The following is a 20,613-nucleotide window of genomic DNA, read 5'->3' on the forward strand; positions in this document are numbered from 1 at the left end:
GAATTCCGCCCCGTCCCCCGTCAGTTCACCCGCGCGCATGTCCACCGACGCCGATTCCCGATATGTTTCCTATCCTCCGCCCGGTTCCGTCCAGTGGGGAGATGGTGAGACGGTGAGCGAAGAGAAGGCCCTGAACGTCGGCCCGTCGGGCATCGAAGTGGCCTACGAGCGCTTCGGTGACCCGAAGGCACCGCCGGTGGTGCTGGTGATGGGCGGCGGAGGCCAGCTGATCAACTGGCCCGAGGATTTCTGTACGGAACTCGTCGGCCACGGCGTCCAGGTGATCCGTTTCGACAATCGCGACAGCGGCCGGTCGACGCATTTCCACGACGCGCCCGTGCCCGACCTCCAGGCGGCGCTGGCCGGTGACGCCTCGTCGGCGTCCTACACGCTGTCGGACATGGCCGCCGACACGGTCGGTCTGCTCGACGCCCTGGAGCTGGACGGCGCGCACCTCGTCGGCGCCTCGCTGGGCGGCATGATCGCCCAGACGGTCGCGATCGAGCATCCGGACCGGGTCCGGTCGCTGACGTCGATGATGTCCACCACCGGTGATCTCGGCGTCGGCCAGCCCGACTTCGCGGTGCTGGCCGGGGTGGGATCGCCGCCGGAGGACCGTCAGGGCTACATCGACTGGTACGTCCGGACGTTCCGGCTGATCGGCTCCCCGGGGTTCCCGTACGACGAGGCCCACGCGGCGGACGTCGCCGGGCGCGCCTACGACCGGGGCCTCGACCATCTGGGCCTGCAGCGTCAGGCCGTCGCCACGGTGGCCTCCGGCGACCGCACGGCACGGCTGCGGTCGCTCGACGTCCCGGCGCTCGTCATCCACGGCACCGCCGACGTCATGTGCGACATCAGCGGCGGGCACGCCACCGCGGCCGCCATCCCCGGCGCGGAGCTGATCACCGTCGACGGCCTGGGCCACAGCTTCCCCCGCGGCGCGTGGCCCGAGATCATCCCGCCGATCGCCGGCCTGGTCCACCGCGCCGAGGCCGCCTCGTCCCGCACCTGACCAGCGGCTCGCGGTCCACACCAGGTTGACGCCGGCACGCCATGCGCCCTCCGTGGTGCATAGGATGCCGCGCGTGACAGAGGTGCGCGACGCGCTGGAGTGGACACTGACCTCCGAACGACCCGGGCTGGCGGGCTATTTGACGGCCGGCTGCCGCACATATCTCCAGCCGGACGGCAGGGAGTCGGACTGGGACATCCTCGACGGGTCGCCGACCGTCGCGGTCGTCGCGCTGACCGACGACGAACACGGCGTGCTCGTCCGCCAGTTCCGCCCGGGCCCCGGCACGGTCCTGGCGGAACTGCCCGGCGGCCAGATCGCCGAGGGAGAGGCGGTCGAGCACGCGGCGGCCCGTGAGCTGCTGGAGGAGACCGGGTACGAGGCCGGCTCCCTGGAAATCGCCATGCGCACCTATCTGGCCTCGTACGCCACTCAGGTGCGGTACGCGGTCCTGGCGCGCGGCTGCCGCAGGGTCGGCAACCCGAAGCCGGACCCGGAGGAGTTCCTCGAACCCGTCGTCCTGCCGGTCCCCGAGTACGTGGCGCACATCCTCGGCGGCCGGCTGACCGACGCGGGCCTGGGCCTGGCGGGACTGGTGGCGGCCGGCCTGCTCCGGCAGGCGCTCTGACGCCTCAGGCCGTCGCGGCGGTCACGTACTGCGCCTCCCCATGACCGAACGACCAGTCGGCCGACGCGTTCTCGGTCACGGTGACGAAGACGTTCCGCGGCTCGGCTCCCCCGTATTCATGGGCGAGTTCGGCGATCCGCCGGTACAGCGCCTGTTTCTGCGCGGGAGTGCGCCCGGACCGCATGGTGATGGCGACGTAGACGACACCGTCGTCACGGTGCTCACCGAGGTAACTGCCGTGGCGCAGCGTGCTGCTGACACCGTCGTGACCGGTCAGTACCTGGAAGCAGTCGTCGGACGGGATGCCGATCGCCTGGGTCAGGGCGTCGTGCACGGCGCGCCCGAGCGCGTCGAGCCGGGCCGGGTCGGTCGTCAACGCATCGATGCGCACGAAGGGCATGTCAGGGGGCTCCTCTCGACCATGATCAACGGGCGTGTACACACTAGTAGGTACACACTTCCCCGGCAATCGGCCACGAAAAAGGAACCGCACAGGACTTATGTCACCCCATCCGGGCAGAATGTCAGTGATTGCTGGAACTTCCGGATATCAGGGGGGACTTCATGCCGGACGACGAGCGGACAGAAGCGGGAAGCCCGGTCCGGGAGGGAAGCCCCGACTCCGCGGTGGACCGGGTGGCCGACTTCTACGGGGCGTACATCGACGCCGTCGACGACGGCACGGACGACCTCTCGACGGAACTGCGCGCGCACTACCTCACCGAGGACCTCCGGCAGCGTCTGGCCGCCTGGGAGGAGGCCAACCACGCGGACGGGGTCCTGCGGGCGCAGGACGTGCCGACGCACTGGGAGGTCCGCTATCACGACTCGGGCGCCGGGCACCTGTTCACCACGGTCACGCTGACCTGGGGCACCGGCCCGGACGCCGGCCACACCCGGCTGGCGGTGCAGAGCGACCTGAGCACCAAGCTCATCTCCGACATCGAGGACGGGTGAGGACTCCCCCTCCCGGAGCTCCTGCCCCTCGGGAGTCCCGCGCGTTCAGATCTCGCGCGTTCAGATCTCCTGCGCCGTCGGACGCACGGCGATCTCGTTGACGGCGGCGTGCGGCGGCTGCGTCACCATGAAGACGACGGCCCGGGCGATGTCGTCGGCACGCAGCCAGGCGTCCTGCGGCATGTCGCGGGCGACGGGCGCCCACGCGTGCCCGTCGGTCATCTCCGTGACCGTCATGCCCGGTTCGACCAGACCCACCCGGACGCCCCTGCGGGTCACCTCCTGGCGCAGTGCCTCGCTGAAGGCGCACACCGCGTGCTTGGTGGCCGAGTAGACGCTGTTGTTCCTGCGCGGCACCCGCCCGGCCACCGAGCTGACGTTCACCAGGTCGGCCACCCCGCGCGGCCCGTCCGCCACCGCACCGAGCAGGTGCGGCAGTGCCGCCTGTGAAGTGTGCAGCACGGCGGTGAGATTGAGGTCGACCATCCGCCGCCACTCCTCCGGGTCCCCCTCCTCCACCGCGCCCCGGGCCACATGACCGGCGCTGTTGACCAGCACGTCCAGCCGCCCGAGGCGCCGGGCCGCCTCGTCGACGGCCTGCCGTGCCTGCGCCTGGTCGCCCAGGTCCGCGGGGACCACGACGCACGTGCCGCCGTACCCGCGGATCGCGTCGGCCAGTTCCTCGAGCCGCCCGGCCCGGCGGGCCACCAGCGCCAAAGAGGCGCCCTCACGGGCGAGGGCCCGGGCGGTCGCCGCCCCGATGCCGCTCGACGCACCCGTCACCAGCACCGCGCACCCCGACAGGGGCGCGCCGTCCATGTCCCTCACCCTGGCTCCTCGCCTCGCGCCCGACGCCGACGGGATCCGGGTACCCGATCGGACGCCTTCCATGACCCCCGGCAGTGAGGAGAAGCGACCACCGGGTCGTCGGGAGAGCTCTCCGTCGCAAGCTCCCGCGCGACGCCGCATGCAGCGCCCGGCCCGATGCCGAGGCCGATGCGACCGAGCGCTTCGCCTCGCGACGGATCGCCGACGGATCGCCGACTGAAGCGCTCGGCGTGGTGCGGCCCGGTCAGAGGGGCTGGAGCCGGGTGTGCAGGAGGCAGAATTCGTTGCCTTCCGGGTCGGCCAGGACGTACCAGTTCTCGGTGCCGGTCTGACCGACGTCGACGGGCCTGGCACCGAGGGCGAGCAGCCGTTCCAGTTCGGCGTCCTGGTCGCGGTCGGTGGGGTTGACGTCGATGTGCAGCCGGAGCTTCCCGGCCCGTGGGTCGCCGCTGGGACCGAAGACGAGGGTGGGCTGCGGGCCGCCGAAGCCTGCGCCGGGCGGCCCGATCTCGATGCTTCCGTCGTCCTCCCGGCCGAGTTCGACGTAGCCGAGGACCTCACTCCAGAATGCGGCGAGCCGTTCGGGGTCGGCGCAGTCGATGACCAGCTCACTGATGCGGCATGCCATGCCCGTCAGTGTATGTAGGTGACCCGAGAGCCGATCGTCGGCTATGACCGGGCATTTTGCCCGGCAGGGAGCCCCGCAAGGCCTTTCCTTCCGCCAACATGCAGATTCCCACCGGGAAATGGGCAGCAGAGCCCCCTGCTACGGTGGGCCGATGCCATCGGTCAAGCAGTTCCAGGTCGCCTTCGACTGCGCGGAGCCCGAGCGCGTCGCTCGTTTCTGGAACGAGTCGTGCATCGTCATGCAGGACATCGAGGGCAACGAGTTCTGCCTCGACTGAGCATCCTCCGGGACGGCTGCGGCCGCCCTCATCCGGATTCGCGGTTGTCCGACAGCACAGCCCTCAGCCCACGGGCGTCGCCGCGGCCAGGACGGAGATCTCGGCGGCTACGACATCCGGGTCGGGGGCGACGGTGACATGGGCGACGCCGTCCAGGCCCGGGTGGGCACCGACACGGACCCCGTGTCGTGCGTTGCGCAGCATGTCGAGGTCGTTGATGTCGTTGCCAAAGGCGTTGTACTGGTCAATTCCCAACGAGATCAGGGCCTCCCACTTGTTCGTGGTACCCGGGGCGAAATCGATGATCGCCTCGTCGAGGTGGTGGTTGACGGTCATCCCCAGCGCGCGGCCGGCCTCGGCGAGGGCCGCCATGTCGGTCGCGTCGACCACGAGGAACTTCACGACGGCGGGGAGATCGGCGAGTTCGACCCGACAGGCGAGGCGGCCCTGGTCGACGCGGCTGCGGATCGGGTGGTCGGCCGGCCCTGTGTAGGCGTAGTCCCAGGGGCCGTCGGCGAGGTACCCCGCCCGGAACCGCTCGGCCTCCGTCAACAGCCGGTCGAGTTCACCGGTGCCGAACGCGGCACGTGCCCGGATCCGGCCGCCGACCGAGACGAGACTGCCGTTCCCGCCGATCAGCGTGGCGGTGGGGAAGGCCCCGTCAAGGACGGGCAGGAGGTCGCGGACCGGCCGGGCGGAGGCGAAGACCAGTTGGTGGCCAGCGCGTTCGCAGTCCTCGATGGCGGCGAGGATCTTGCTGTCGATCGTCCGCCCGTCGAAGCAGAGCGTGCCGTCGATGTCGAAGACCGTGGTGTGCGCGCTGGAAATGATCACGGCGAGATGATAGCGAGCCGACGCGGCCGTCGCTCCGGCCGGGCATGCCGGTCGGCCTCCGGTATCCGGCGCATGCGCCGGGTCAGGAGGAAGGCCGCTCCCCCCTGGCCGTCGATGTACCCGCCTGTTCCCCCTTTGAGCAGGGTGCTCTCCACGAAACGCTGGAGTCCGGACAGAACATGAGTGATATTTGTTCCCTGAGCAGATGCAGCCGTCGACGCAACTCCTTGTGTTGGAAGGTGTGTTCATGATGCGCATATCGGTCAGGACTGACTGCTGATCTTCGGGTTCCTCATCACGCTGGTGTTCCTGTGCGCGTTCGTCACGCAACTCGCCCGGATCTGGAAGTTGGAACGGGCAGGCGTCCCTGTCGAGGCGATCTGCGACTTCAACAAGTGGAACGAGGGAATGGTCTCGAGCGTCTTCGTCTACTTCCCGTACGACGGCGACCCGGAAGAAGTGCAGACCACCTACAGTTTTCATCCGGTCTTCGAACCGGGGGACATCACGACCGTTCTGCACCACCCGGACCATCCTCGGCGGGCAGTTCTGCTGGAGGACATCCGGGCACAGCGTCGTTTGATGCGCATAGGCGCAGCAACCATGGGGGTCGTCACGTTCCTTCTGGCGAGGGCGCTGCTGTGACCTGATGTGGCTTCGTCAGGTAGGGCGGCCTTGGGCGCACCGGCTCAGCGGGCCATCCAGCGGTCCATCTCCCGCGCCCGCGCGTCCAGCGCAGCGACGACGGCGGCTGACGCGGTGAGGGGACTACCGGGAACCTGCACGTCGCGCCGGACGCCACCACGCACATGGCCGGACCCCGGTTCGGGCATCTCCACCTCGATTCCCGCGCGCCGCGCGAGCGCGACCGCCGTAGCCACGAACCCCTCGGAGAGCGCGAGGATCACGGAGTGCCCCGTCCGGCAGTGCCAGTCGACCAGACCGCGTACGAACTCCGCGTACACGGCCGGATCGACCTCAAGTGTGCCCGGGTCGCCCCCGTACGTGCCCCGGCCGATCCCCCCTGCTCAGTTGCCCCGGCACAGGGTAGAAGATCGGGCGGGCACAGTTGACAGCTGGTGCCAGACGGGCCGTGGGAGATCTTCCCGGATGTGGCGCCGGAGCCGCCCGTGCGCGCCCAGGGCTCCGGTCGGCGGCGGTACGACGACCGCACGGTCCTGGCAGCGATCATCTTCGTCGCCGCGTCAGGCCGCACCTGGCGGCAGCTACCACCGGTCTACGGCGCTTCCCGGCAAACAGAAGCCCCAGGTTCCGGATGCCGCACGGTGCCCATGGCCACCCGCTCGACCGCATAGCGGTTCAGCCCGGCTTCCTCGGTGGCCAAGAACATGGCCACGGCCAATGTCCAGCCGACGGGAGCTCGTGAACGTGCAGCCCGGCCCGGCAGGGGCAACAGTGGAAACCACCACCACCGACACACCGGAGCGGCCACGATGGACGAGCGCGTTCTCTTCATGAAGCTCGACGGCCCCCACGAGGGCCAAGGCGCCATCGATGTGCTCCGTCAGGCGCATGCCGACGGCGACATCAAGCTGCGCGAGGCCACAGTGATCACCCGGGACGCGGACGGCAACCTCGACTTCCCCGCCGCCGAGGACAACACCGGCACGGCCCGCGGCTTCGCCGTCGGCGGCCTGGTCGGCGGGCTCGTCGGCATCCTGGGCGGCCCGCTCGGCATCATGATCGGCTTCGGCGCCGGCGGGCTCATCGGGGGCACGCGCGACGCGCGCGAGGCGACAGCCTCCAACGCTGCCGTCGAGATGCTGGCGGAGGAGGTCCCCCCGGGGAGCACGGTGCTCGTCGCCGAGGTCGGCGAGACCCGCCCGGACATCCTGGACACGGCACTGGAACCGTTCGGCACGGATCTGGAACGGTACCCGGCGGACCAGGTGCGAGAAGCCGTCGAGGCGGCCATCACGGGGTGACGGGGGACGCCCTCAAAGCATCAAGATCACCTCACGGCCCCCTTCGGCCTGTGCCTCGACGCACAAGCCGTTCGAATCCACTCCGCATCGTCGCCCACATACCCGGCGCTTCGCGCGCCGAGGCAGTGTGCCACGAGCCGGGTGAGCCGTTGGACAACGTCCTTGCGCGCTACCTCTACAGGAGTCCCTCACATCCACCGGTCGCCTCCGCCGCACCGGCTACGTCCTGGACCGCGCCGCCACGCGCGACGCCGAGGGCCGTTCATCCGATACGCCGACCGCCGTACTGCGCGCCGCGGCCAAGAAGGCCAAAACTCTGGCCAACTCCGCCACCGCGGAAGTACTGGCGGCCACCATGCTCAGCCTCGTCCCGCCGCTCGTCGAGCTCCTGAAGGTGGAAGCCGACGTTCCTGACAACATACGGCTGAAGGCACCCGAGCTCACGGACGAGCAAATTGCCGGCTGGATGCACGGTCCCCTGGCCATCGCCCGCCACATGCTCGAATCGGACCGCTCATGACTGCCCCGGACCTCGTCGCCATCGTCGCGGTCGGCGTTGACCAACTGGCGCTCGTGTTCCTGGCGTTCATACCCTGCCCCGGAGCGCACTGGGGAGACCGGGCTCGTCCGCACCGTAGCCGTCGTCCCGGACGACGCCGCCGAGCCGACGCCGAACCGTGCCGCACGATGCGCAGCAGCCCGAACCGCCCACCGGAACCCCAAGTGCCCAGCCACGGGGAGCCGTTGCCCGGGCTTTGCCGTTTCGCGGCCACCACCGTCCCGACCGGGCAGCCGGGCCTGACCACCGCAGCCTGATCACTCCTTGTGGGGCGGCCGGCGCCCGAGGGCGGGAACCTCTCCCGGTTTCCGCCCGGCGCCGGCTGCCCCGCCACGATACTGCCGCCACGACCACCCCAGCGTCCTTCTCCCGCATCAAAATCCGCGCCGGATCCCTCGTGTTCTGCGGCAACGTCGAGCCCGGCGAGGACTTGGATGTCGCACTCCGCCGCGAACTCCTCGAAGAACTCGCTCTCGACACCGCGCGGGCTAGCGAGCCGGAGCTCAGCAGCCGTGGCCACGAACCTGCGCACCTCAGATCTCCACCGGAAGTTGCACAGTGGCCACCATCGCCTCCACACATTCCCGGAGGCCTGTCGTGCCTCATCCGAAAGGCCCGGGAACGGGCCCGGCGGCGTCCGTCCCAGCGACATCGTCCAGGAGTTGCGGGCCGTTGTTCCGGACGTTGTTGACTGCGGTGGACACTGCACGTGCATCGAGGTGGCCGTGGGCGGGGGCGGTCAGGAGTGCACGGAGCTCGTCGGGGTCCTGGTGTGCGGGGTCGAGCCAGGCTTCATAGTCGGCGGGGGCGACGGTCAGTGGCATGCGCGGGTGGATCCGGCCGGCGGTGTCGGTGGCCTCGGTGGTGATGATGGTGCAGGTGGTCCACCATGCCGCCGGGTCGCTGTCCTCGGCCACGGCGCGGTCGCGCCAGAACTCGTACAGCCCTGCCAGGGCCATCACTTGGCTGTCCTCGGGGCTGATGAAGTACGGCTGCTTGCGGGCCTTCATGGTCTCGGTGGCCGGAATGGCCTGCCATTCATAGAAACCGTCCGCCGGCAACAAGCAGCGGCGTTCGGCGAAGGCGCGGCGGTAGGCCGGCTTCTCGTGCACCGTCTCCATCCGGGCGTTGATCATCTTCGCGCCGGCGTTCGGGCTCTTCGCCCAGGAGGGCACCAGGCCCCAGCGCAGTGCCCGCAGCTGCCGTTCCAGCGCCCCGCTCTCACGGTCGGGACGTTCCAGCACTGCCCACACCTTGTCGGTCGGGGCGATGTTCCAGCTCGGGGCCAGGAGCTCGTCCGGATTCCAGTGGGTGACCTGGAACAGGTCGACCAGGTTCTGCGAACTGCGGGTGGAGACATATCGGCCGCACATGTTTTCCACCCTGGCACGCTGCCCGTCCCGCGACTGGGCGACGTGCGGGATGCCGAATCCCGCGTTCGAACGTTTGAGCGAACAGTGGGTTAGGGTGGATATCAAGCCATGGATGGCGATGGGTTTCGGTCAGGGGGTGGGGTAAGGAGCGGACGATGGGTGCGGTGCCAGCTGCTGTGCATCTGCATGTGGCCTCCGGATACTCCGCCCGCTACGGCGCCTCCCACCCGCGTGACCTGGTGAAACGCGCCGCAGAACGGGGCATGGAGTCCCTCGCCCTGACCGACCGCGACACCGTTGCCGGGGCAGTCCGCTTCGTGAAGGCCTGCGCGGACGAGGGCGTGCGGCCGATCCTCGGCGTCGACGTCGCCGTCGCTCCTCACGCCCCCGTACCCGAGCGGACGACGCACCGAACGCCGGTCCGCGGCGGCGCGCACGTCGTCGAGCCAGCGCTGCGCGTCACGCTGCTCGCGCAGTCGCGCCCGGGGTGGACCGCGCTGTGCCGGCTGGTATCGGCGGGGCAGGCGTCGGCCGCGAGTGCCGCGCCGGTGATCTCATGGCCGGTCCTGCGGCAGTACGCGGGGGAAGGCCTGATCATCCTGCTCGGGCCGGTCTCCGAGCCGGTCCGCGCATTGTCGGCCGGCCGCACGGACCTTGCCGAGCAGTTCCTGGCTCCGTGGCGCGAGCTGGCCGGGCCCTCCCTGCGGCTGGAGGTCCTGTGGCACGGGCTCGCGGGGACCGGTCCCGGCTCGCTGCGGCTCGCCGCCCGCACCCTGTCGCTGGCCGACCGGCTCGGCATCCCCGCGGTCATCACCACGGCGGCGCGCTACGCCGACCCCTCCCAGCACCGCTTGGCCGACGTCCTCGACTCCGCCCGGCTGCTCCGACCGATTTCCCGGCGCCGACTCGACACCGGTGAGCGCTGGCTCAAGGACCCGGCCGCCCTGGCCGCGGCCGCCGAGCGCATCGCCGAGGCCGCCGGCGCCGGGAAGGACCGGGCGCTGCGCCTGGTCGCGGAGACCGTACGGACTGCCGAGCAGTGCACTTTCCACCCGGTGGCCGACCTGGGGATGGGCATCGCCCACTTCCCGGAACCCGAAACCGTCGGCGCCGATCCGAGCCCGGGCGGGGCCGGGCGGCTGCTGCGCGAGCGCTGCGAGGCCGGCATGATCCGCCGCGGTCTGGACCGCGACGCCGACGCCCTCGCGCGCCTGGAGGAGGAGCTCGCCGTCATCGGCCGGCTGGGCTTCGACTCCTATTTCCTGACCGTCGCCCAAGTCGTCGCGGACATCCGCGAGATGGGCATCCGGGTGGCCGCCCGCGGATCGGGCGCCGGCAGCATGGTCAACCACGCCCTCGGCGTCGCCACGGCCAACCCGCTCGATCATCGCCTGCTGTTCGAGCGGTTCCTGTCCGAGCGGCGCCGGAGCCTGCCCGACATCGACATCGACGTGGAGTCCGCCCGTCGTCTGGAGGTCTACGACCGGGTCTTCGCCCGCTTCGGGCATGAGCGGGTGGCGGTGACAGGCATGCCGGAGACCTACCGCGCCCGCCACGCCCTCCGGGATACCGGTCTGGCCCTCGGGATCGACCCGCACACCATCGACAAGATCGCCAAAAGCTTCCCGCACATCCGGGCCTGCGACATCACCGCCGCGCTCGCCGAGCTCCCCGAACTGCGCGCGCTCGCCGCCGAGAAGGACCGCTTCGGGCCCTTGTGGGAGCTCGCCGAGGGGCTGGATGCGCTGCCTCGCGGCCTGGCGATGCACCCGTGCGGCGTGATCCTCAGCAACACCAGCCTGCTGGACCGCCTGCCCGTCCAGCCCACCCCCGGCGGCCACTACCCCATGGTCCAGGCCGACAAGCAGGACGTGGAAGACCTCGGCCTTTTGAAACTGGACATCCTCGGGGTGAGGATGCAGAGCACGATGGCCCACGCCGTGCACGAGATCCAGCGCGCCACCGGCGAAACCATCGACCTGGACGAGGTGCCGCTCGACGACTTCTTCGCCTTCAAGATGATCCAGAACAGCGACACCGTCGGCTGCTTCCAGCTCGAATCCCCCGGCCAGATGGACCTCTTGGGCCGCCTTCAGCCCCGCGACGTCCAGGACGTCATCGCCGACATCTCGCTCTTCAGGCCCGGTCCGGTCGCCGGCGGCATGCCCGAGCAGTACATCGCCGCCCGCCACGGCCGGGCCCCCCGCTACCCCCACCCCGACCTCGAAGAGACCCTGCGGGACACCTACGGCGTCACCATCTGGCACGAGCAGATCATCAACATCCTTGCCACCATGACCGGCTGCGACCGTGCCCTCGCCGAGGTCGCCCGCCGCGCCCTCGGCGACAACGAGCGTCTGCCGCGGCTGCGGGCCTGGTTCTACCGCGAGGCCGGAGCCCGCGGCTACAGCACCGGCGTCCTCGACGAAGTCTGGGGCATCGTCGAGGCCTTCGGCTCGTTCGGCTTTTGCAGGGCGCATGCCGTTGCTTTCGCCGTCCCGGCTCTGCAGTCGGCCTGGCTCAAAGCGCACCACCCGGCTGCTCTGTACGCCGGCCTTCTCGAACACGACCCGGGTATGTGGCCCAAGCGCGTCATCGTCGCCGACGCCCGCCGCCACGGTGTGCCCGTCCTGGGCGTCGACATCAACCGCTCCCGCCGCCGGCACGTCATCGAGCAGGTCTCCGACGGGACATGGGGTGTGCGTCTGGCGTTCTCGGCGGTCAAGGGCATCCACGCCGACGAGGCCGAACGCCTCGCCGCCGGGCAGCCGTACGTCTCCGTCCAGGACCTGTGGCACCGGGCGCGCCCCTGTCGGCCGACCGCCGAGCACCTCGCCGAGATCGGCGCCCTCGAACCGGTCTGCGGCAGGCTGACCCGCCGGGACCTGCTGCTGCAGATCGGCGAACTCCACCACCAGGCCCGCGACCGGGCCCGGCACGACGACGGTCAGCTCCTCCTCGACGACCAGCCGCTGACCGCCGGGCCCAGCGGCCTCCCGGAGATGACCGGCCGCGAGGTCATGAATGCCGAGATCGGCACCCTCGGCATCGACGTCACCCACCACCTCATGGACCACCACCACCGGCTCCTGCGTGAACTCGGCGCCACCGATGCCGCCCACCTGCCGAACCTGCACCCCGGCCAGCCCGTCCTGGTCGCCGGGGTGAAGGCCGCCACCCAGACCCCGCCCATCGCCAGCGGCAAAAGGATCATCTTCACCACCCTCGAAGACGGCAGCGGGCTGACCGACATCGCCTTTTTCGACACCGTGCACGAGCAGTGCGCCCATACCGTCTTCCACTGCGGACTCCTGCTCGTGCGCGGCACCGTCACCCGGCGCGGGCCGCGCAACACCGTCGTCGGCACCATGGCCTGGGATCTTGAAGCCGTCGCCGCCGCACGCCGTGACCACGGCCCCGCCGCCGCCCTCGAACTCCTCGGCGCCGCCCGCCCGCAGCCCGCCCCCGCCCGGCCGGGCCCGCAGCGCACGCTCCCCACCGGCACCGGCGGCGCAGGGACGCTGCATCCGTGGGCCGACCTCCAGCCCGCCGGCGAGCGCTCCGCGAACCTGCGCGCGCTCGGCTACTCCAGCCCCGGATCCGCCGGATGACCACAGCCCCGCGCACCATCCTCCACGTCCGCGCCCACCTGCCCGCCGACGCCGGCTCCGCCCTGTACGAGCAGATCCTGGACCTCCTGCGCGGCATCACGCCGCACGTCCAGCCCCTGCCGCCGGCCGACGCCCACCTCGACATCACCGGCGCCGCCCGCTACTGGGCCCATGACACCCACGGCCTCGCGGTGCTGGCCAAGGCCCGCCTCCTCGCCCACCACGGCATCCAGGCCACCCTGGGCGCCGGCCCCAACCGCATGATCGCCGCCATGGCCGCCGACGCGGCCGAGCCCGGCGGCATCGCCGTCATCGGCCCCGGTCCCGACGCCGTCCGTGCCTTCCTGCGCCCGCGCCCCGCCGCAGCCCTCCACGGCATCGGCCCCGCCACCGCCAAAACGCTGACCCGTCACGGCATCCACACCGTCGGCCACCTCGCCGACACTCCGGCCTTGACCCTCCAGCGCCTCCTCGGCACCACCACCGGGCGCGCCCTCCACCACCGCGCGCTCGGCCACGACCCCCGACCCGTCATCGCCCACACCACGGCCCACTCACTCAGCGCCGAGCACCGCTTCCCCCACGACGAGCTCGACCCCGCCGGGCACCGACGCGCCCTCCTGGCCCTGACCGAACACCTCGGCCACCGGCTCCGCACCGACGCCCACGTCACCGGCGCCCTCACCCTCACCGTCCACTACGCCGACCGCACCACAACCACCCGCACCCGCTCCTTCACCGAGGCCACCCACCACGGCTCCGCCCTCACCACTGCCGCGTACATCCTCTACACGGGCCTCGGCCTCCAGCGAGCCCGCGTCCGCACCCTCGCTCTCCGCGCGGAACACCTCTCCCCCGCCGACCAGGCCGCCCACCAGCTGACCCTCGACCCCGGCGACGACAAAGCCCGCCGCATCGAAGCAGCGGCCGACGCCGCCCGCCGACGCTTCGGGCCAACAGCCGTCAAACCGGCCAGCCTCGCGCAGCCTCTGTAGGAGAAGCGCCGACACCACGTCCGCATTGCCGGGAGAGATCCACAGGGTCGGCTGGGTAAGCAAGGAAGCGCCAGGAATCCGGCGATCAGCCGGTCCACGGTGCCTTCATGCCGCACTCCGGCTGCCCCTCACAACGGACTTCATCGCCCTCGTACGCTCCGGGAGCCCCCTCGTGCCCGTCCTCACCCGTGCCCCGGCCAACACAACCACACGGCGAGAGCCAGGCGAAGACGTTCAACGTCAACACCGTGACATGGAACGGACGTTCATCGCCGACTTGGCGAACATGGGCGACTTACTGATCGTTTCAAAACGCCGTCCGGTGTTGCCGGAGGCGGATGATGCTGCAGCACTCGTCGCGCCGGCAGCCTGCCCGCCCCGCGGTCGTCACACGAACGAGGTCATCGACGGGTCGGGAAGCCGTGGTGACGGGCAGTGGCCGTGACTGTCAGGGCGAGGGCCAGCAGCGCCAGGGCCGACCAGGGCAGCGAGTGCGGGCCGGTGCGGTCGAGGAGGAGGCCGCCGGCGAATGCGGCGGCGGCGATGCCGAGGTTCCAGCAGGTGACCAGTAGGGACTGGGCGAGATCGGCGGCCGTGCCCGCGGCGTCGGCGACGGCGGTCTGCAGCAGGGTGGCGGCGCCGCCGAAGCCGATGCCCCAGAGCGTGGCGGCGCCGTAGATGAGCCAGGACGCCGAGGTGAGCAGGGCTGCGGCGACGAGGGTGGTGGCGCATGCGAGGAGCCCGCAGGCGGCGAGGGTCAGGGTGCGCAGGTGCCGGTCGATCAGCGCCCCGGTGCCGAGGATGCTGACCAGCGAGGACAGTCCGAGAACCAGCAGCACGGTGTCGGTTCGCCCTTCGAGGTTCAGCGGTTCGAGTAGTGCGGCGACGTAGGTGTACAGCAGGTTGTGGGCAAGGACGAAGGCGGCGGTGACGCCCAGGACGGCTGCCACGCCGGGGATGCGCAGCACCTTCCGCAGGGGCAGCCGGTCGTGGTCGTCGCGGCCGGGAACGGCCGGGACGGTGGCGGCGATCCAGCCGACCAGGGCCAGCGCGATCACGCTCATCAGCCCGAAGGCGACCCGCCACCCGGCAGCACCGGCGAGCAGGGTGCCGGCCGGCACTCCCACCGAGAGGGCGACGGTCGAGCCGCTCATCGCTACCGCCATGGCCCGTCCGCGCTGTTCCGGCGCCACGATGCTGCGGGCGTAGCCGGCCAGGAGAGCCCAGAGCAGCCCGGCGACCAGGCCCGCCGCGAAGCGCGCGGCCATGGTGAGCGGGTAGTTGCCGGAGACGGCGGTCACCGCGTTGGCCGCCGCGAAGCCGCCGACAGCCAGGAGCAGCAACCGCTTGCGCGGCCGGCCGGCCGTGGCGGCGGTCAGCGGGATGGCGGCCGTGATGGAGCCGACCGCGTAGAGCGTGACGGACTGTCCGGCGCCTGACTGGCTGACGCCGAGGTCCGTGCTCATTGCGGGCAGGACGCCGGCCGGCAGGGCCTCGGTCATCAGGGTGACGAATCCGGCGGTGCTCAGGGCCAGCAGCGCCGGCCAGGGCAGTCGGGGCGGGCTCGCGGGCGGCGCCATCGGACAGGTGGGGGAAGGGAGTTCGTTCGTCGGCATGGGCCGATCGTCTATCGTTGACACGGGTGTCAGGGTCCAGCCGGGACGGCTGAGCAAGGGCGTGAGGGCGGTCACATGCGAATTGGCGAACTGGCTCGGCTGACGGAGAGCACTCCGCGCCTGCTGCGCTATTACGAGAAGCAGGGCCTGATCACCCCTCGCCGCGAGGCGAACGGCTACCGGGACTACGACGACTACCTGGTGGACCGGGTGCTGCAGATCCGGGGGCTGCTGGACGCGGGGCTGCCGACCCGGATCATCAAGCAGATCCTGCCCTGTCTGGACACCCCGCGGACGATCCACTTCGCGGACGCCACCCCGGAGATGCTCGACACCCTGGAGTGCGAGACGGAGCGGATGACCCGCCGGATCCAGTGCCTGACCCGTAACCGGGACGCCATCATGGAGTACCTCTCGGTGGTCAGAGAGCTCGCCTGACCCCCGGTCGGGGCCGATTCGGAACTGCCCGCTTGACCTTGACATCAGCGTCAAGGTCGGAGGCTGTGGTCATGACCGATTCCGCCATCCGGCACACCGCATTCGGTGACGGCACGCCGCTCGTCCTGATCCACGGCTACACCGTCGACCACCACGTCCTGCTCCCGCTCGAACCCGCCTTCGCCGACCGCCCCGGCTGGCGGCGCCTCTACCTCGATCTCCCCGGCCACGGAGCCAGCCCCCGGCTGCCGGGCCCGACCTCGGCGACCGCCCTGGCCGAAGCCGTCTTCGAATGGATCGACGCCGAGCTGGGCGACCGGCCGTTCGCGGTGGTCGGGCAGTCCTTCGGCGGTCAGCTGGCCCGGGCGGTGACGGCACGGTACGGGGAGCAGGTGCTCGGCTCGGCGCTGCTGGTGCCGGTGGTGCGCTGGGGCGACGACCGGTCCTTGCCCGGGGAAACGGTACTGGAGCGTGACGAGGAACTGCTCGACCGCCTCCCGGCCGCCGACCGCGAGCTCTTCGGCTGCGTCATGGCCCGCCTGGACAAGCCGAGGTGGGAGCTCTTCGAGCGATACGTGCTGCCCGGCCGGCGGGCCCACGACGAGGCGGCCGCCGCCGAGCTGGAGACCGACTTTCTGCTGCCGCACTGGCCGGAGCACCAGGCCCCCGTGCACCGCGGGCGCCATCTGCTGGTCACCACCCGGCAGGACGCCCTGGTGGGCTGGCGCGACCAGCTGGCCCTGCTCGACCACTACCCCCGGATGGCGGCGACGGTGCTCGATGCCGCCGGGCACAACCCGCAGGTGGAGTGCGCCGAGACCGTACGGGGTCTGGTCGGGCACTGGCTCGACGGGCTCGCGCGCTCTTACTGGTCGTAGCCGCGGTCGGCGAACAGGCGCCGGGGCTTGCGGCGGGGCGTCCCCGCAGGCCCCGGATCGGCGGGACGGCATCCAGCAACGGCAGGAGCCGGGTGATGGCGAGACCCGTTCTGTCCGGAACGCGAAGTCGCCCGGGGTGGCGGTGACATCGTTCGGGAGCGGGTGACAGCAGTGGAGCCACCCGATCCCACAGGTCGTCCGGCACAGGATCAGCACGCACCTGAACACCTTGCCGACCAAGATCGACAAGCGCGAGACCCACAGCTCGTGAGCAGCTCGTCTGCCAAAGCGGGGGCAGGCGTCCCACCTGGGCCTCCAGGAAGCGTGCGGCCCTCAGGACAACTGTCCGTCGTAGTCCGGCAGTTTGAAGCCCTTCTCGTAGTAACCGCCCTCGAAGTCGGTGGAGCGGTTGCCGATGTTGGCGGTGATCGTCCAGCCGTCCTCGGTGAGTTCCTCCCGGCAGCGCTCCTTACCCTCTCCCTTGCCCTCGCCGTGGTCGCGGGTGCATATGCCGTCCACGGGGTAGCCGGCGGCCTTCAGCTGCTTGTGGGCGGACGAGGAAGAGGTGCGGGCGGTGACGAACAGTACGGCCACGTCGTGCTCGTGCGCCCAACGGGCCACCTTGAGCACCGGCTTGTCGGGCTGCCCCGGGTGGTAGTAGGTCTCCAGCGCGGTGTTGTCGATGTCCAGCACGACGGCCGGCTTTCCGCCGCCGCGGCCGACGCGGTCGCTCAGCCAGGGGATCACGGGAGCGACGGCCTTGTCCACATCGCTCTGCCACGTCCGGTAGTCGGGCACTCCCTTCGGCGGCGCGGCCTGGGCAGCGGTGGCGGTGAGCGGTGTCGCGGCCGCCAGCACGACCGCCGCCAGCGCGGCGAGAGGAGCGGTGCGGTATTTCGAGGGAGACATCGGTCTGTTTCCTTCCGGTGGGGGGTGTGCCGACCAGCAAGATCAGCACGGTGAGTGGGCGGGAAGGCGACGGAAGGGTGTCATGCGGATGAAGAGCCCGGCCCCTGTGCGTTGGGGAGTCCCGTGGGGTGGGTGGTGGGGGTGGGTGCTCCAGCAGCAGTGTGCCGACGGTCCGACGGGCAATCAAGACACGGACGGGGTCGTCTTCCTCACGTGAGCAGCCCCTCGTCCACGAGGTCGTCGAACAGCAACTGGTCCACGGGCGGGACCCGTTCGCGGTCCTGGTACGAGAACCAGTCCATCTCCTCGATCTCGGCGCTCGGCACCGGCACTCCCCGGAACGCGGCGGTGTAGCAGGCCATCCGGACCACCGTCCCGTCCGGGAGGTCCGGGGCGCCGGACTCGTACGTGCCGACGTGCACGGCCGACGCCGGGTCGAGGACGACCGCCAGTTCCTCCCTGATCTCCCGCACCAGGGTCTCCAGATCGCTCTCCGCGCCCTCCCGTTTGCCACCGGGGATGAAGAAGACCTCCTTGCCGCGCGGACGCGCGCACAGGATCCTCCCTTCCTCGATCAGCACCCAGGCCACCGTGTCGATCAGCACTGCCGTCCCTCCCGGACGTAGGGGGTAATTCGCTGGCGCGCAGCGTACGACACGTCCACCCTGGTCGGGTGGCACAGCTCGAGCATCACATCCGCGCACTTCACACCGACTCTACGGTCACCGTCTACCAGGCGTACCCGTCGGCCATCGGTCTGCCCGCCGCCCGGGACGGGCGTTTCCCGGCGCTCTGGAAGCGTGACCGGATGACGTGGATCAAGCCGTCGTTCCTCTGGATGATGTACCGCTGCGGATGGGGCATGAAGGAGGGGCAGGAGACCGTCCTCGCCGTCGAGATCACCCGTGAGGGCTTCGCGTGGGCGCTGGAGCACGCCTGCCTGTCCCACTACGAGCCCGGGCTGCACCCCGACCGGGCCTCCTGGAAGCGGCAGTTGAAGCGCGCCCCGGCCCGGGTGCAGTGGGATCCCGAACGCGATCTGCATCTGCGCCCTCTCCCCCACCGCTCGCTCCAGCTCGGCCTCGCCGGTGAGGCCGCGCACCGCTACGCCGATGAGTGGATCGTCTCGGTGACCGACGTCATCGCCCTCGCCGCCACCGTCCACGACCGCGTCCGGGAGGGCGACTTGAACGCCGCACGGCGCCTGCTGCCCGACGAGCGCCCGTATCCCGTGGACGCCGCGATCCTCTCCCACCTGAACCCGCCCGCCAACGGATGACGGACCCGTAGCCGAAATCACGTTCGCCCAGGGCCGCGTCGGTGACAACAGTCCGTGGAGGCCGTCGTCGAGGCCGCGGACCCCGCGGCTCGGCAGCAGGGGCGGCGACGGCGTCGTCCGCTTTCCGACGTCGGACACCCAGCCCGCTCGCCCTCTCCGGAGGCAGCAGGCCTCCTTCGACGAACTCCTCGCCCGCTCCCGCGTCCTCTCCCTGCACGCCCGCGTCACCGACGAGACCACGGGCATGATCAGCCGCGAACAGACAGCCGCGCTCCCCCGCGGCTCCGTCCTCGTCAACTGCGCCCGCGGCGCGCTCCTCGACTACGAGGCCGTATACGACGCCCTGGACAGCGGGGGCAACTCGCCGAAGCCGGCCTCGACGTCTTTCCCCGGGGAATCCCTCCCCCCGGACCCCCTCCTCCCCCACACATCGCCGGAGGAAGCAGACAGGTCGCCCACGAGGCATCGGCCATCACCGCCGCCGAGGTCCGCCGCTATCTGCGCGGAGAACCCCTCGCCCACCACGCGAACCCGGACGTCCTGCAAGCCACGGGGACGGGCGGGAGGGACTGAACCACGACCTGCGCCCATGGGCAGGGGACCGATTCAACAATCGCGCGAAGATGTGGTCCTCCACGCTACGAGGTGAGGAACTCCGTGGCCCCGGCGCTCGTCCGCACCAGGGCCACGATCTCGGTCACGTTCAACGGAATTGGGCTTCGGTGACCTTCTGCGGCAGGCCGCTGAGTGCCTTGTCGAACTTCTTTTGCAGATCGTCCACCTTCTCGCTCAGTTTCCCGCGGTCGTTGTCCTGTGCCTTGGCGAGCTGGGAACGGGCCTCGGCGAGTTCATCCTGGACCTTCTTGGCGTTCTGCACAGCGGCGCTGTTGGCGTTGGGGTCGTCGATGAACACGCCGTTGCTCGTGATCGCGGGCCAGGCACCCGGGCCCTTGACGATGCCACTGACGGGGAAGACGTCGAGGTTGTTGTTGGCCACCACGAGGAATCCGGTGTACTCACCGCCCGTGACGCGCATCTGGTCGTAGCCGAACTTGCCCCCCGGGACCTTACGGTCGTATGAGACTTCCCCGCCCTGGGTGTAGGAGTTCGTGTCGCTGGAGCTGCGGCTGTAGGAGAAGGATCCGCCTCTCTTCATGCTCGCGCCGTCCACTCCGATGGTTCCCTCGATCGTCCCGCTCACGCTCCATCCGCTGGACTCGGTGTGGGTGGTCGTCTGGGAGCTGGACGTGGTGATCTTGATGTCCGTCGGCCCCTGGATCATGTTGGTCTCCGCGAGGACGGGGGCCGTCTTCGTCAGCTTGCCCACGAAGACGCAACTGGTGTCGCCGCGGCGGCACACATCGGCCAAGCCGTTGAAATCCGCCCCGTGCGTGTGGTCGGGGTCATCATCACCGTGGGCGTACACCCCGTCGAAGTCGAGCCACTTCCGCTTGAATTTGTCCGGGAACTTGGACTGCATCATCGTGTAGACATCGAGGATGTTCATGTTGCCGCCGTACCGCTCCGGCCAGATCCGCTGTGCTGTCCGCCAAGGCACGGGCGTCGTACCGCCCGGGACGCCGGTGGTGGACGTCTCGCGCGGCAGCTTGGGGTAGGGCAGCCACAGCGTCTGACCGTCCGGCAGGACGACCGACTCACACTCCTGACCGTTGCACTTCTTCCCTTGGGGCTCCTGGGGAGCCGCCGTCGCGACCCCGGGGAGGAGCAGCGCTCCGGCGAGTCCACAGGTCGCGACTGCGGCCGCAGCCCGGGAACGGCGCGACATCGAAATCATGGGAATCTCCTTGCAATTGAAATCCCGGAAGTCACGCTCACCCGGCA

The 20,613-nt window shown here is 70.5% G+C and carries 24 protein-coding genes and 2 pseudogenes; 15 read left to right on the forward strand and 11 right to left on the reverse strand.

The window, feature by feature from the left end:
- The first annotated feature begins 112 nt into the window (after nucleotides 1-112).
- Together AB8735_RS00835 and AB8735_RS00840 are read left to right on the forward strand one after the other, a co-directional pair.
- Nucleotides 113-1,015, forward strand: a complete 903-nt coding sequence (locus tag AB8735_RS00835) for an alpha/beta hydrolase (protein ID WP_344029150.1) — start codon at nucleotides 113-115, stop codon at nucleotides 1,013-1,015.
- A 73-nt stretch (nucleotides 1,016-1,088) separates the two neighbouring features.
- Complete coding sequence (locus AB8735_RS00840) at nucleotides 1,089-1,643, forward strand: NUDIX hydrolase (RefSeq protein ID WP_372404326.1); 555 nt, start codon at nucleotides 1,089-1,091, stop codon at nucleotides 1,641-1,643.
- Nucleotides 1,644-1,647: 4 nt separating this feature from the next.
- Here the strand turns inward: AB8735_RS00840 and AB8735_RS00845 are convergent, their stop codons facing one another.
- Nucleotides 1,648-2,043, reverse strand: a complete 396-nt coding sequence (locus AB8735_RS00845) for a tautomerase family protein (RefSeq protein WP_372404328.1) — start codon at nucleotides 2,041-2,043, stop codon at nucleotides 1,648-1,650.
- Nucleotides 2,044-2,207: 164 nt separating this feature from the next.
- Here AB8735_RS00845 and AB8735_RS00850 point away from each other — a divergent pair, with 164 nt between their 5' ends.
- The gene (locus AB8735_RS00850; RefSeq protein WP_344029160.1) at nucleotides 2,208-2,600 is read left to right on the forward strand and encodes a hypothetical protein; all 393 of its coding nucleotides are present in this window, start codon (nucleotides 2,208-2,210) and stop codon (nucleotides 2,598-2,600) included.
- A gap of 60 nt (nucleotides 2,601-2,660) precedes the next feature.
- Here AB8735_RS00850 and AB8735_RS00855 read toward each other — a convergent pair whose 3' ends face one another.
- Nucleotides 2,661-3,419: an SDR family NAD(P)-dependent oxidoreductase gene (locus AB8735_RS00855; RefSeq protein WP_344029164.1), complete on the reverse strand. Its 759-nt coding sequence runs from the start codon at nucleotides 3,417-3,419 to the stop codon at nucleotides 2,661-2,663.
- 253 nt (nucleotides 3,420-3,672) lie between these two features.
- A complete protein-coding gene (locus AB8735_RS00860) occupies nucleotides 3,673-4,056 on the reverse strand; it encodes a VOC family protein (protein WP_372404331.1) in 384 nt (127 codons plus the stop codon).
- A gap of 151 nt (nucleotides 4,057-4,207) precedes the next feature.
- Here AB8735_RS00860 and AB8735_RS00865 point away from each other — a divergent pair.
- Nucleotides 4,208-4,282, forward strand: a pseudogene (locus tag AB8735_RS00865) (VOC family protein); the annotation flags it as partial.
- 114 nt (nucleotides 4,283-4,396) lie between these two features.
- On the opposite strand, the gene AB8735_RS00870 reads toward AB8735_RS00865, so the two are convergent.
- Nucleotides 4,397-5,167 carry an HAD hydrolase family protein gene (locus AB8735_RS00870; RefSeq protein ID WP_372404333.1) on the reverse strand — a complete coding sequence of 257 codons (771 nt, stop codon included), beginning with the start codon at nucleotides 5,165-5,167 and terminating at the stop codon, nucleotides 4,397-4,399.
- A gap of 303 nt (nucleotides 5,168-5,470) precedes the next feature.
- Here AB8735_RS00870 and AB8735_RS00875 point away from each other — a divergent pair, with 303 nt between their 5' ends.
- Nucleotides 5,471-5,812 carry a hypothetical protein gene (locus AB8735_RS00875; protein WP_372404335.1) on the forward strand — a complete coding sequence of 114 codons (342 nt, stop codon included), beginning with the start codon at nucleotides 5,471-5,473 and terminating at the stop codon, nucleotides 5,810-5,812.
- A 44-nt stretch (nucleotides 5,813-5,856) separates the two neighbouring features.
- Here AB8735_RS00875 and AB8735_RS00880 read toward each other — a convergent pair whose 3' ends face one another.
- A complete protein-coding gene (locus AB8735_RS00880) occupies nucleotides 5,857-6,186 on the reverse strand; it encodes a DUF6086 family protein (protein WP_372411745.1) in 330 nt (109 codons plus the stop codon).
- A gap of 60 nt (nucleotides 6,187-6,246) precedes the next feature.
- Here AB8735_RS00880 and AB8735_RS00885 point away from each other — a divergent pair, with 60 nt between their 5' ends.
- From AB8735_RS00885 to AB8735_RS00900, 4 genes are all read left to right on the forward strand, one after another.
- On the forward strand, nucleotides 6,247-6,483 hold the full coding sequence (locus AB8735_RS00885; RefSeq protein ID WP_372404336.1) for a transposase: 237 nt from the start codon (nucleotides 6,247-6,249) through the stop codon (nucleotides 6,481-6,483).
- Nucleotides 6,484-6,621: 138 nt separating this feature from the next.
- On the forward strand, nucleotides 6,622-7,113 hold the full coding sequence (locus AB8735_RS00890) for a DUF1269 domain-containing protein (RefSeq protein ID WP_372404338.1): 492 nt from the start codon (nucleotides 6,622-6,624) through the stop codon (nucleotides 7,111-7,113).
- A 355-nt stretch (nucleotides 7,114-7,468) separates the two neighbouring features.
- Nucleotides 7,469-7,633, forward strand: coding sequence for a hypothetical protein (locus AB8735_RS00895; RefSeq protein WP_372404340.1), 165 nt, complete (start codon nucleotides 7,469-7,471; stop codon nucleotides 7,631-7,633).
- 436 nt (nucleotides 7,634-8,069) lie between these two features.
- Nucleotides 8,070-8,363 carry an NUDIX domain-containing protein gene (locus AB8735_RS00900; RefSeq protein ID WP_372404342.1) on the forward strand — a complete coding sequence of 98 codons (294 nt, stop codon included), beginning with the start codon at nucleotides 8,070-8,072 and terminating at the stop codon, nucleotides 8,361-8,363.
- On the opposite strand, the gene AB8735_RS00905 is transcribed toward AB8735_RS00900, so the two are convergent.
- Nucleotides 8,275-9,045: an SOS response-associated peptidase gene (locus AB8735_RS00905; RefSeq protein WP_372404344.1), complete on the reverse strand. Its 771-nt coding sequence runs from the start codon at nucleotides 9,043-9,045 to the stop codon at nucleotides 8,275-8,277. The two genes, AB8735_RS00900 and AB8735_RS00905, sit on opposite strands and share 89 nt — an antisense overlap.
- Nucleotides 9,046-9,200: 155 nt before the next feature.
- Between AB8735_RS00905 and AB8735_RS00910 the strand changes: the two genes are divergently transcribed.
- Nucleotides 9,201-12,656, forward strand: coding sequence for a DNA polymerase III subunit alpha (locus tag AB8735_RS00910; protein ID WP_372404346.1), 3,456 nt, complete (start codon nucleotides 9,201-9,203; stop codon nucleotides 12,654-12,656).
- A complete protein-coding gene (locus tag AB8735_RS00915; protein WP_372404348.1) occupies nucleotides 12,653-13,651 on the forward strand; it encodes a hypothetical protein in 999 nt (332 codons plus the stop codon). Before AB8735_RS00910 ends, AB8735_RS00915 begins: the two co-directional genes overlap by 4 nt.
- 401 nt (nucleotides 13,652-14,052) lie before the next feature.
- On the opposite strand, the gene AB8735_RS00920 is transcribed toward AB8735_RS00915, so the two are convergent.
- Nucleotides 14,053-15,267: an MFS transporter gene (locus AB8735_RS00920; protein WP_372404350.1), complete on the reverse strand. Its 1,215-nt coding sequence runs from the start codon at nucleotides 15,265-15,267 to the stop codon at nucleotides 14,053-14,055.
- 75 nt (nucleotides 15,268-15,342) lie between these two features.
- Between AB8735_RS00920 and AB8735_RS00925 the strand changes: the two genes are divergently transcribed.
- Entirely contained in the window at nucleotides 15,343-15,705 is a 363-nt protein-coding gene (locus tag AB8735_RS00925; RefSeq protein ID WP_335939779.1) for a MerR family transcriptional regulator, read from the forward strand.
- Nucleotides 15,706-15,776: 71 nt separating this feature from the next.
- Nucleotides 15,777-16,583 (forward strand): alpha/beta fold hydrolase, encoded by an 807-nt coding sequence (locus tag AB8735_RS00930; RefSeq protein ID WP_372404351.1) that lies wholly within the window; start codon nucleotides 15,777-15,779, stop codon nucleotides 16,581-16,583.
- Here the strand turns inward: AB8735_RS00930 and AB8735_RS00935 are convergent.
- From AB8735_RS00935 to AB8735_RS00945, 3 genes and pseudogenes are all read right to left on the reverse strand, one after another.
- A pseudogene (locus tag AB8735_RS00935) lies at nucleotides 16,577-16,680 on the reverse strand (IS5/IS1182 family transposase); the annotation flags it as partial. The gene AB8735_RS00930 and the pseudogene AB8735_RS00935 overlap by 7 nt on opposite strands.
- A 236-nt stretch (nucleotides 16,681-16,916) precedes the next feature.
- Complete coding sequence (locus tag AB8735_RS00940; RefSeq protein ID WP_372404353.1) at nucleotides 16,917-17,492, reverse strand: HAD family acid phosphatase; 576 nt, start codon at nucleotides 17,490-17,492, stop codon at nucleotides 16,917-16,919.
- A 209-nt stretch (nucleotides 17,493-17,701) separates the two neighbouring features.
- The gene (locus AB8735_RS00945; protein ID WP_372404355.1) at nucleotides 17,702-18,097 is read right to left on the reverse strand and encodes an NUDIX domain-containing protein; all 396 of its coding nucleotides are present in this window, start codon (nucleotides 18,095-18,097) and stop codon (nucleotides 17,702-17,704) included.
- A 68-nt stretch (nucleotides 18,098-18,165) separates the two neighbouring features.
- Between AB8735_RS00945 and AB8735_RS00950 the strand changes: the two genes are divergently transcribed.
- Nucleotides 18,166-18,771 (forward strand): DUF4291 domain-containing protein, encoded by a 606-nt coding sequence (locus AB8735_RS00950; RefSeq protein WP_372404356.1) that lies wholly within the window; start codon nucleotides 18,166-18,168, stop codon nucleotides 18,769-18,771.
- A 16-nt stretch (nucleotides 18,772-18,787) separates the two neighbouring features.
- Complete coding sequence (locus tag AB8735_RS00955; protein ID WP_372411746.1) at nucleotides 18,788-19,420, forward strand: NAD(P)-dependent oxidoreductase; 633 nt, start codon at nucleotides 18,788-18,790, stop codon at nucleotides 19,418-19,420.
- Between the two features lie 54 nt (nucleotides 19,421-19,474).
- Here AB8735_RS00955 and AB8735_RS00960 read toward each other — a convergent pair whose 3' ends face one another.
- On the reverse strand, nucleotides 19,475-20,566 hold the full coding sequence (locus tag AB8735_RS00960; RefSeq protein ID WP_372404358.1) for a hypothetical protein: 1,092 nt from the start codon (nucleotides 20,564-20,566) through the stop codon (nucleotides 19,475-19,477).
- Between the last annotated feature and the right edge of the window lie 47 nt (nucleotides 20,567-20,613).

It is taken from the genome of Streptomyces luteireticuli, assembly GCF_041519305.1.
GTDB classification, from domain to species: Bacteria; Actinomycetota; Actinomycetes; order Streptomycetales; family Streptomycetaceae; genus Streptomyces; species Streptomyces luteireticuli.

Bases quoted from the DNA above. Each gene is read 5' to 3' on its own strand.
- AB8735_RS00845 (WP_372404328.1), bottom strand. From the start codon at position 2,043: ATGCCCTTCGTGCGCATCGATGCGTTGACGACCGACCCGGCCCGGCTC.
- AB8735_RS00850 (WP_344029160.1), top strand. From the start codon at position 2,208: ATGCCGGACGACGAGCGGACAGAAGCGGGAAGCCCGGTCCGGGAGGGA.
- AB8735_RS00855 (WP_344029164.1), bottom strand. From the start codon at position 3,419: ATGGACGGCGCGCCCCTGTCGGGGTGCGCGGTGCTGGTGACGGGTGCG.
- AB8735_RS00860 (WP_372404331.1), bottom strand. From the start codon at position 4,056: ATGGCATGCCGCATCAGTGAGCTGGTCATCGACTGCGCCGACCCCGAA.
- AB8735_RS00890 (WP_372404338.1), top strand. From the start codon at position 6,622: ATGGACGAGCGCGTTCTCTTCATGAAGCTCGACGGCCCCCACGAGGGC.
- AB8735_RS00895 (WP_372404340.1), top strand. From the start codon at position 7,469: ATGCTCAGCCTCGTCCCGCCGCTCGTCGAGCTCCTGAAGGTGGAAGCC.
- AB8735_RS00905 (WP_372404344.1), bottom strand. From the start codon at position 9,045: ATGTGCGGCCGATATGTCTCCACCCGCAGTTCGCAGAACCTGGTCGAC.
- AB8735_RS00910 (WP_372404346.1), top strand. From the start codon at position 9,201: ATGGGTGCGGTGCCAGCTGCTGTGCATCTGCATGTGGCCTCCGGATAC.
- AB8735_RS00915 (WP_372404348.1), top strand. From the start codon at position 12,653: ATGACCACAGCCCCGCGCACCATCCTCCACGTCCGCGCCCACCTGCCC.
- AB8735_RS00920 (WP_372404350.1), bottom strand. From the start codon at position 15,267: ATGCCGACGAACGAACTCCCTTCCCCCACCTGTCCGATGGCGCCGCCC.
- AB8735_RS00925 (WP_335939779.1), top strand. From the start codon at position 15,343: ATGCGAATTGGCGAACTGGCTCGGCTGACGGAGAGCACTCCGCGCCTG.
- AB8735_RS00930 (WP_372404351.1), top strand. From the start codon at position 15,777: ATGACCGATTCCGCCATCCGGCACACCGCATTCGGTGACGGCACGCCG.
- AB8735_RS00940 (WP_372404353.1), bottom strand. From the start codon at position 17,492: ATGTCTCCCTCGAAATACCGCACCGCTCCTCTCGCCGCGCTGGCGGCG.
- AB8735_RS00960 (WP_372404358.1), bottom strand. From the start codon at position 20,566: ATGATTTCGATGTCGCGCCGTTCCCGGGCTGCGGCCGCAGTCGCGACC.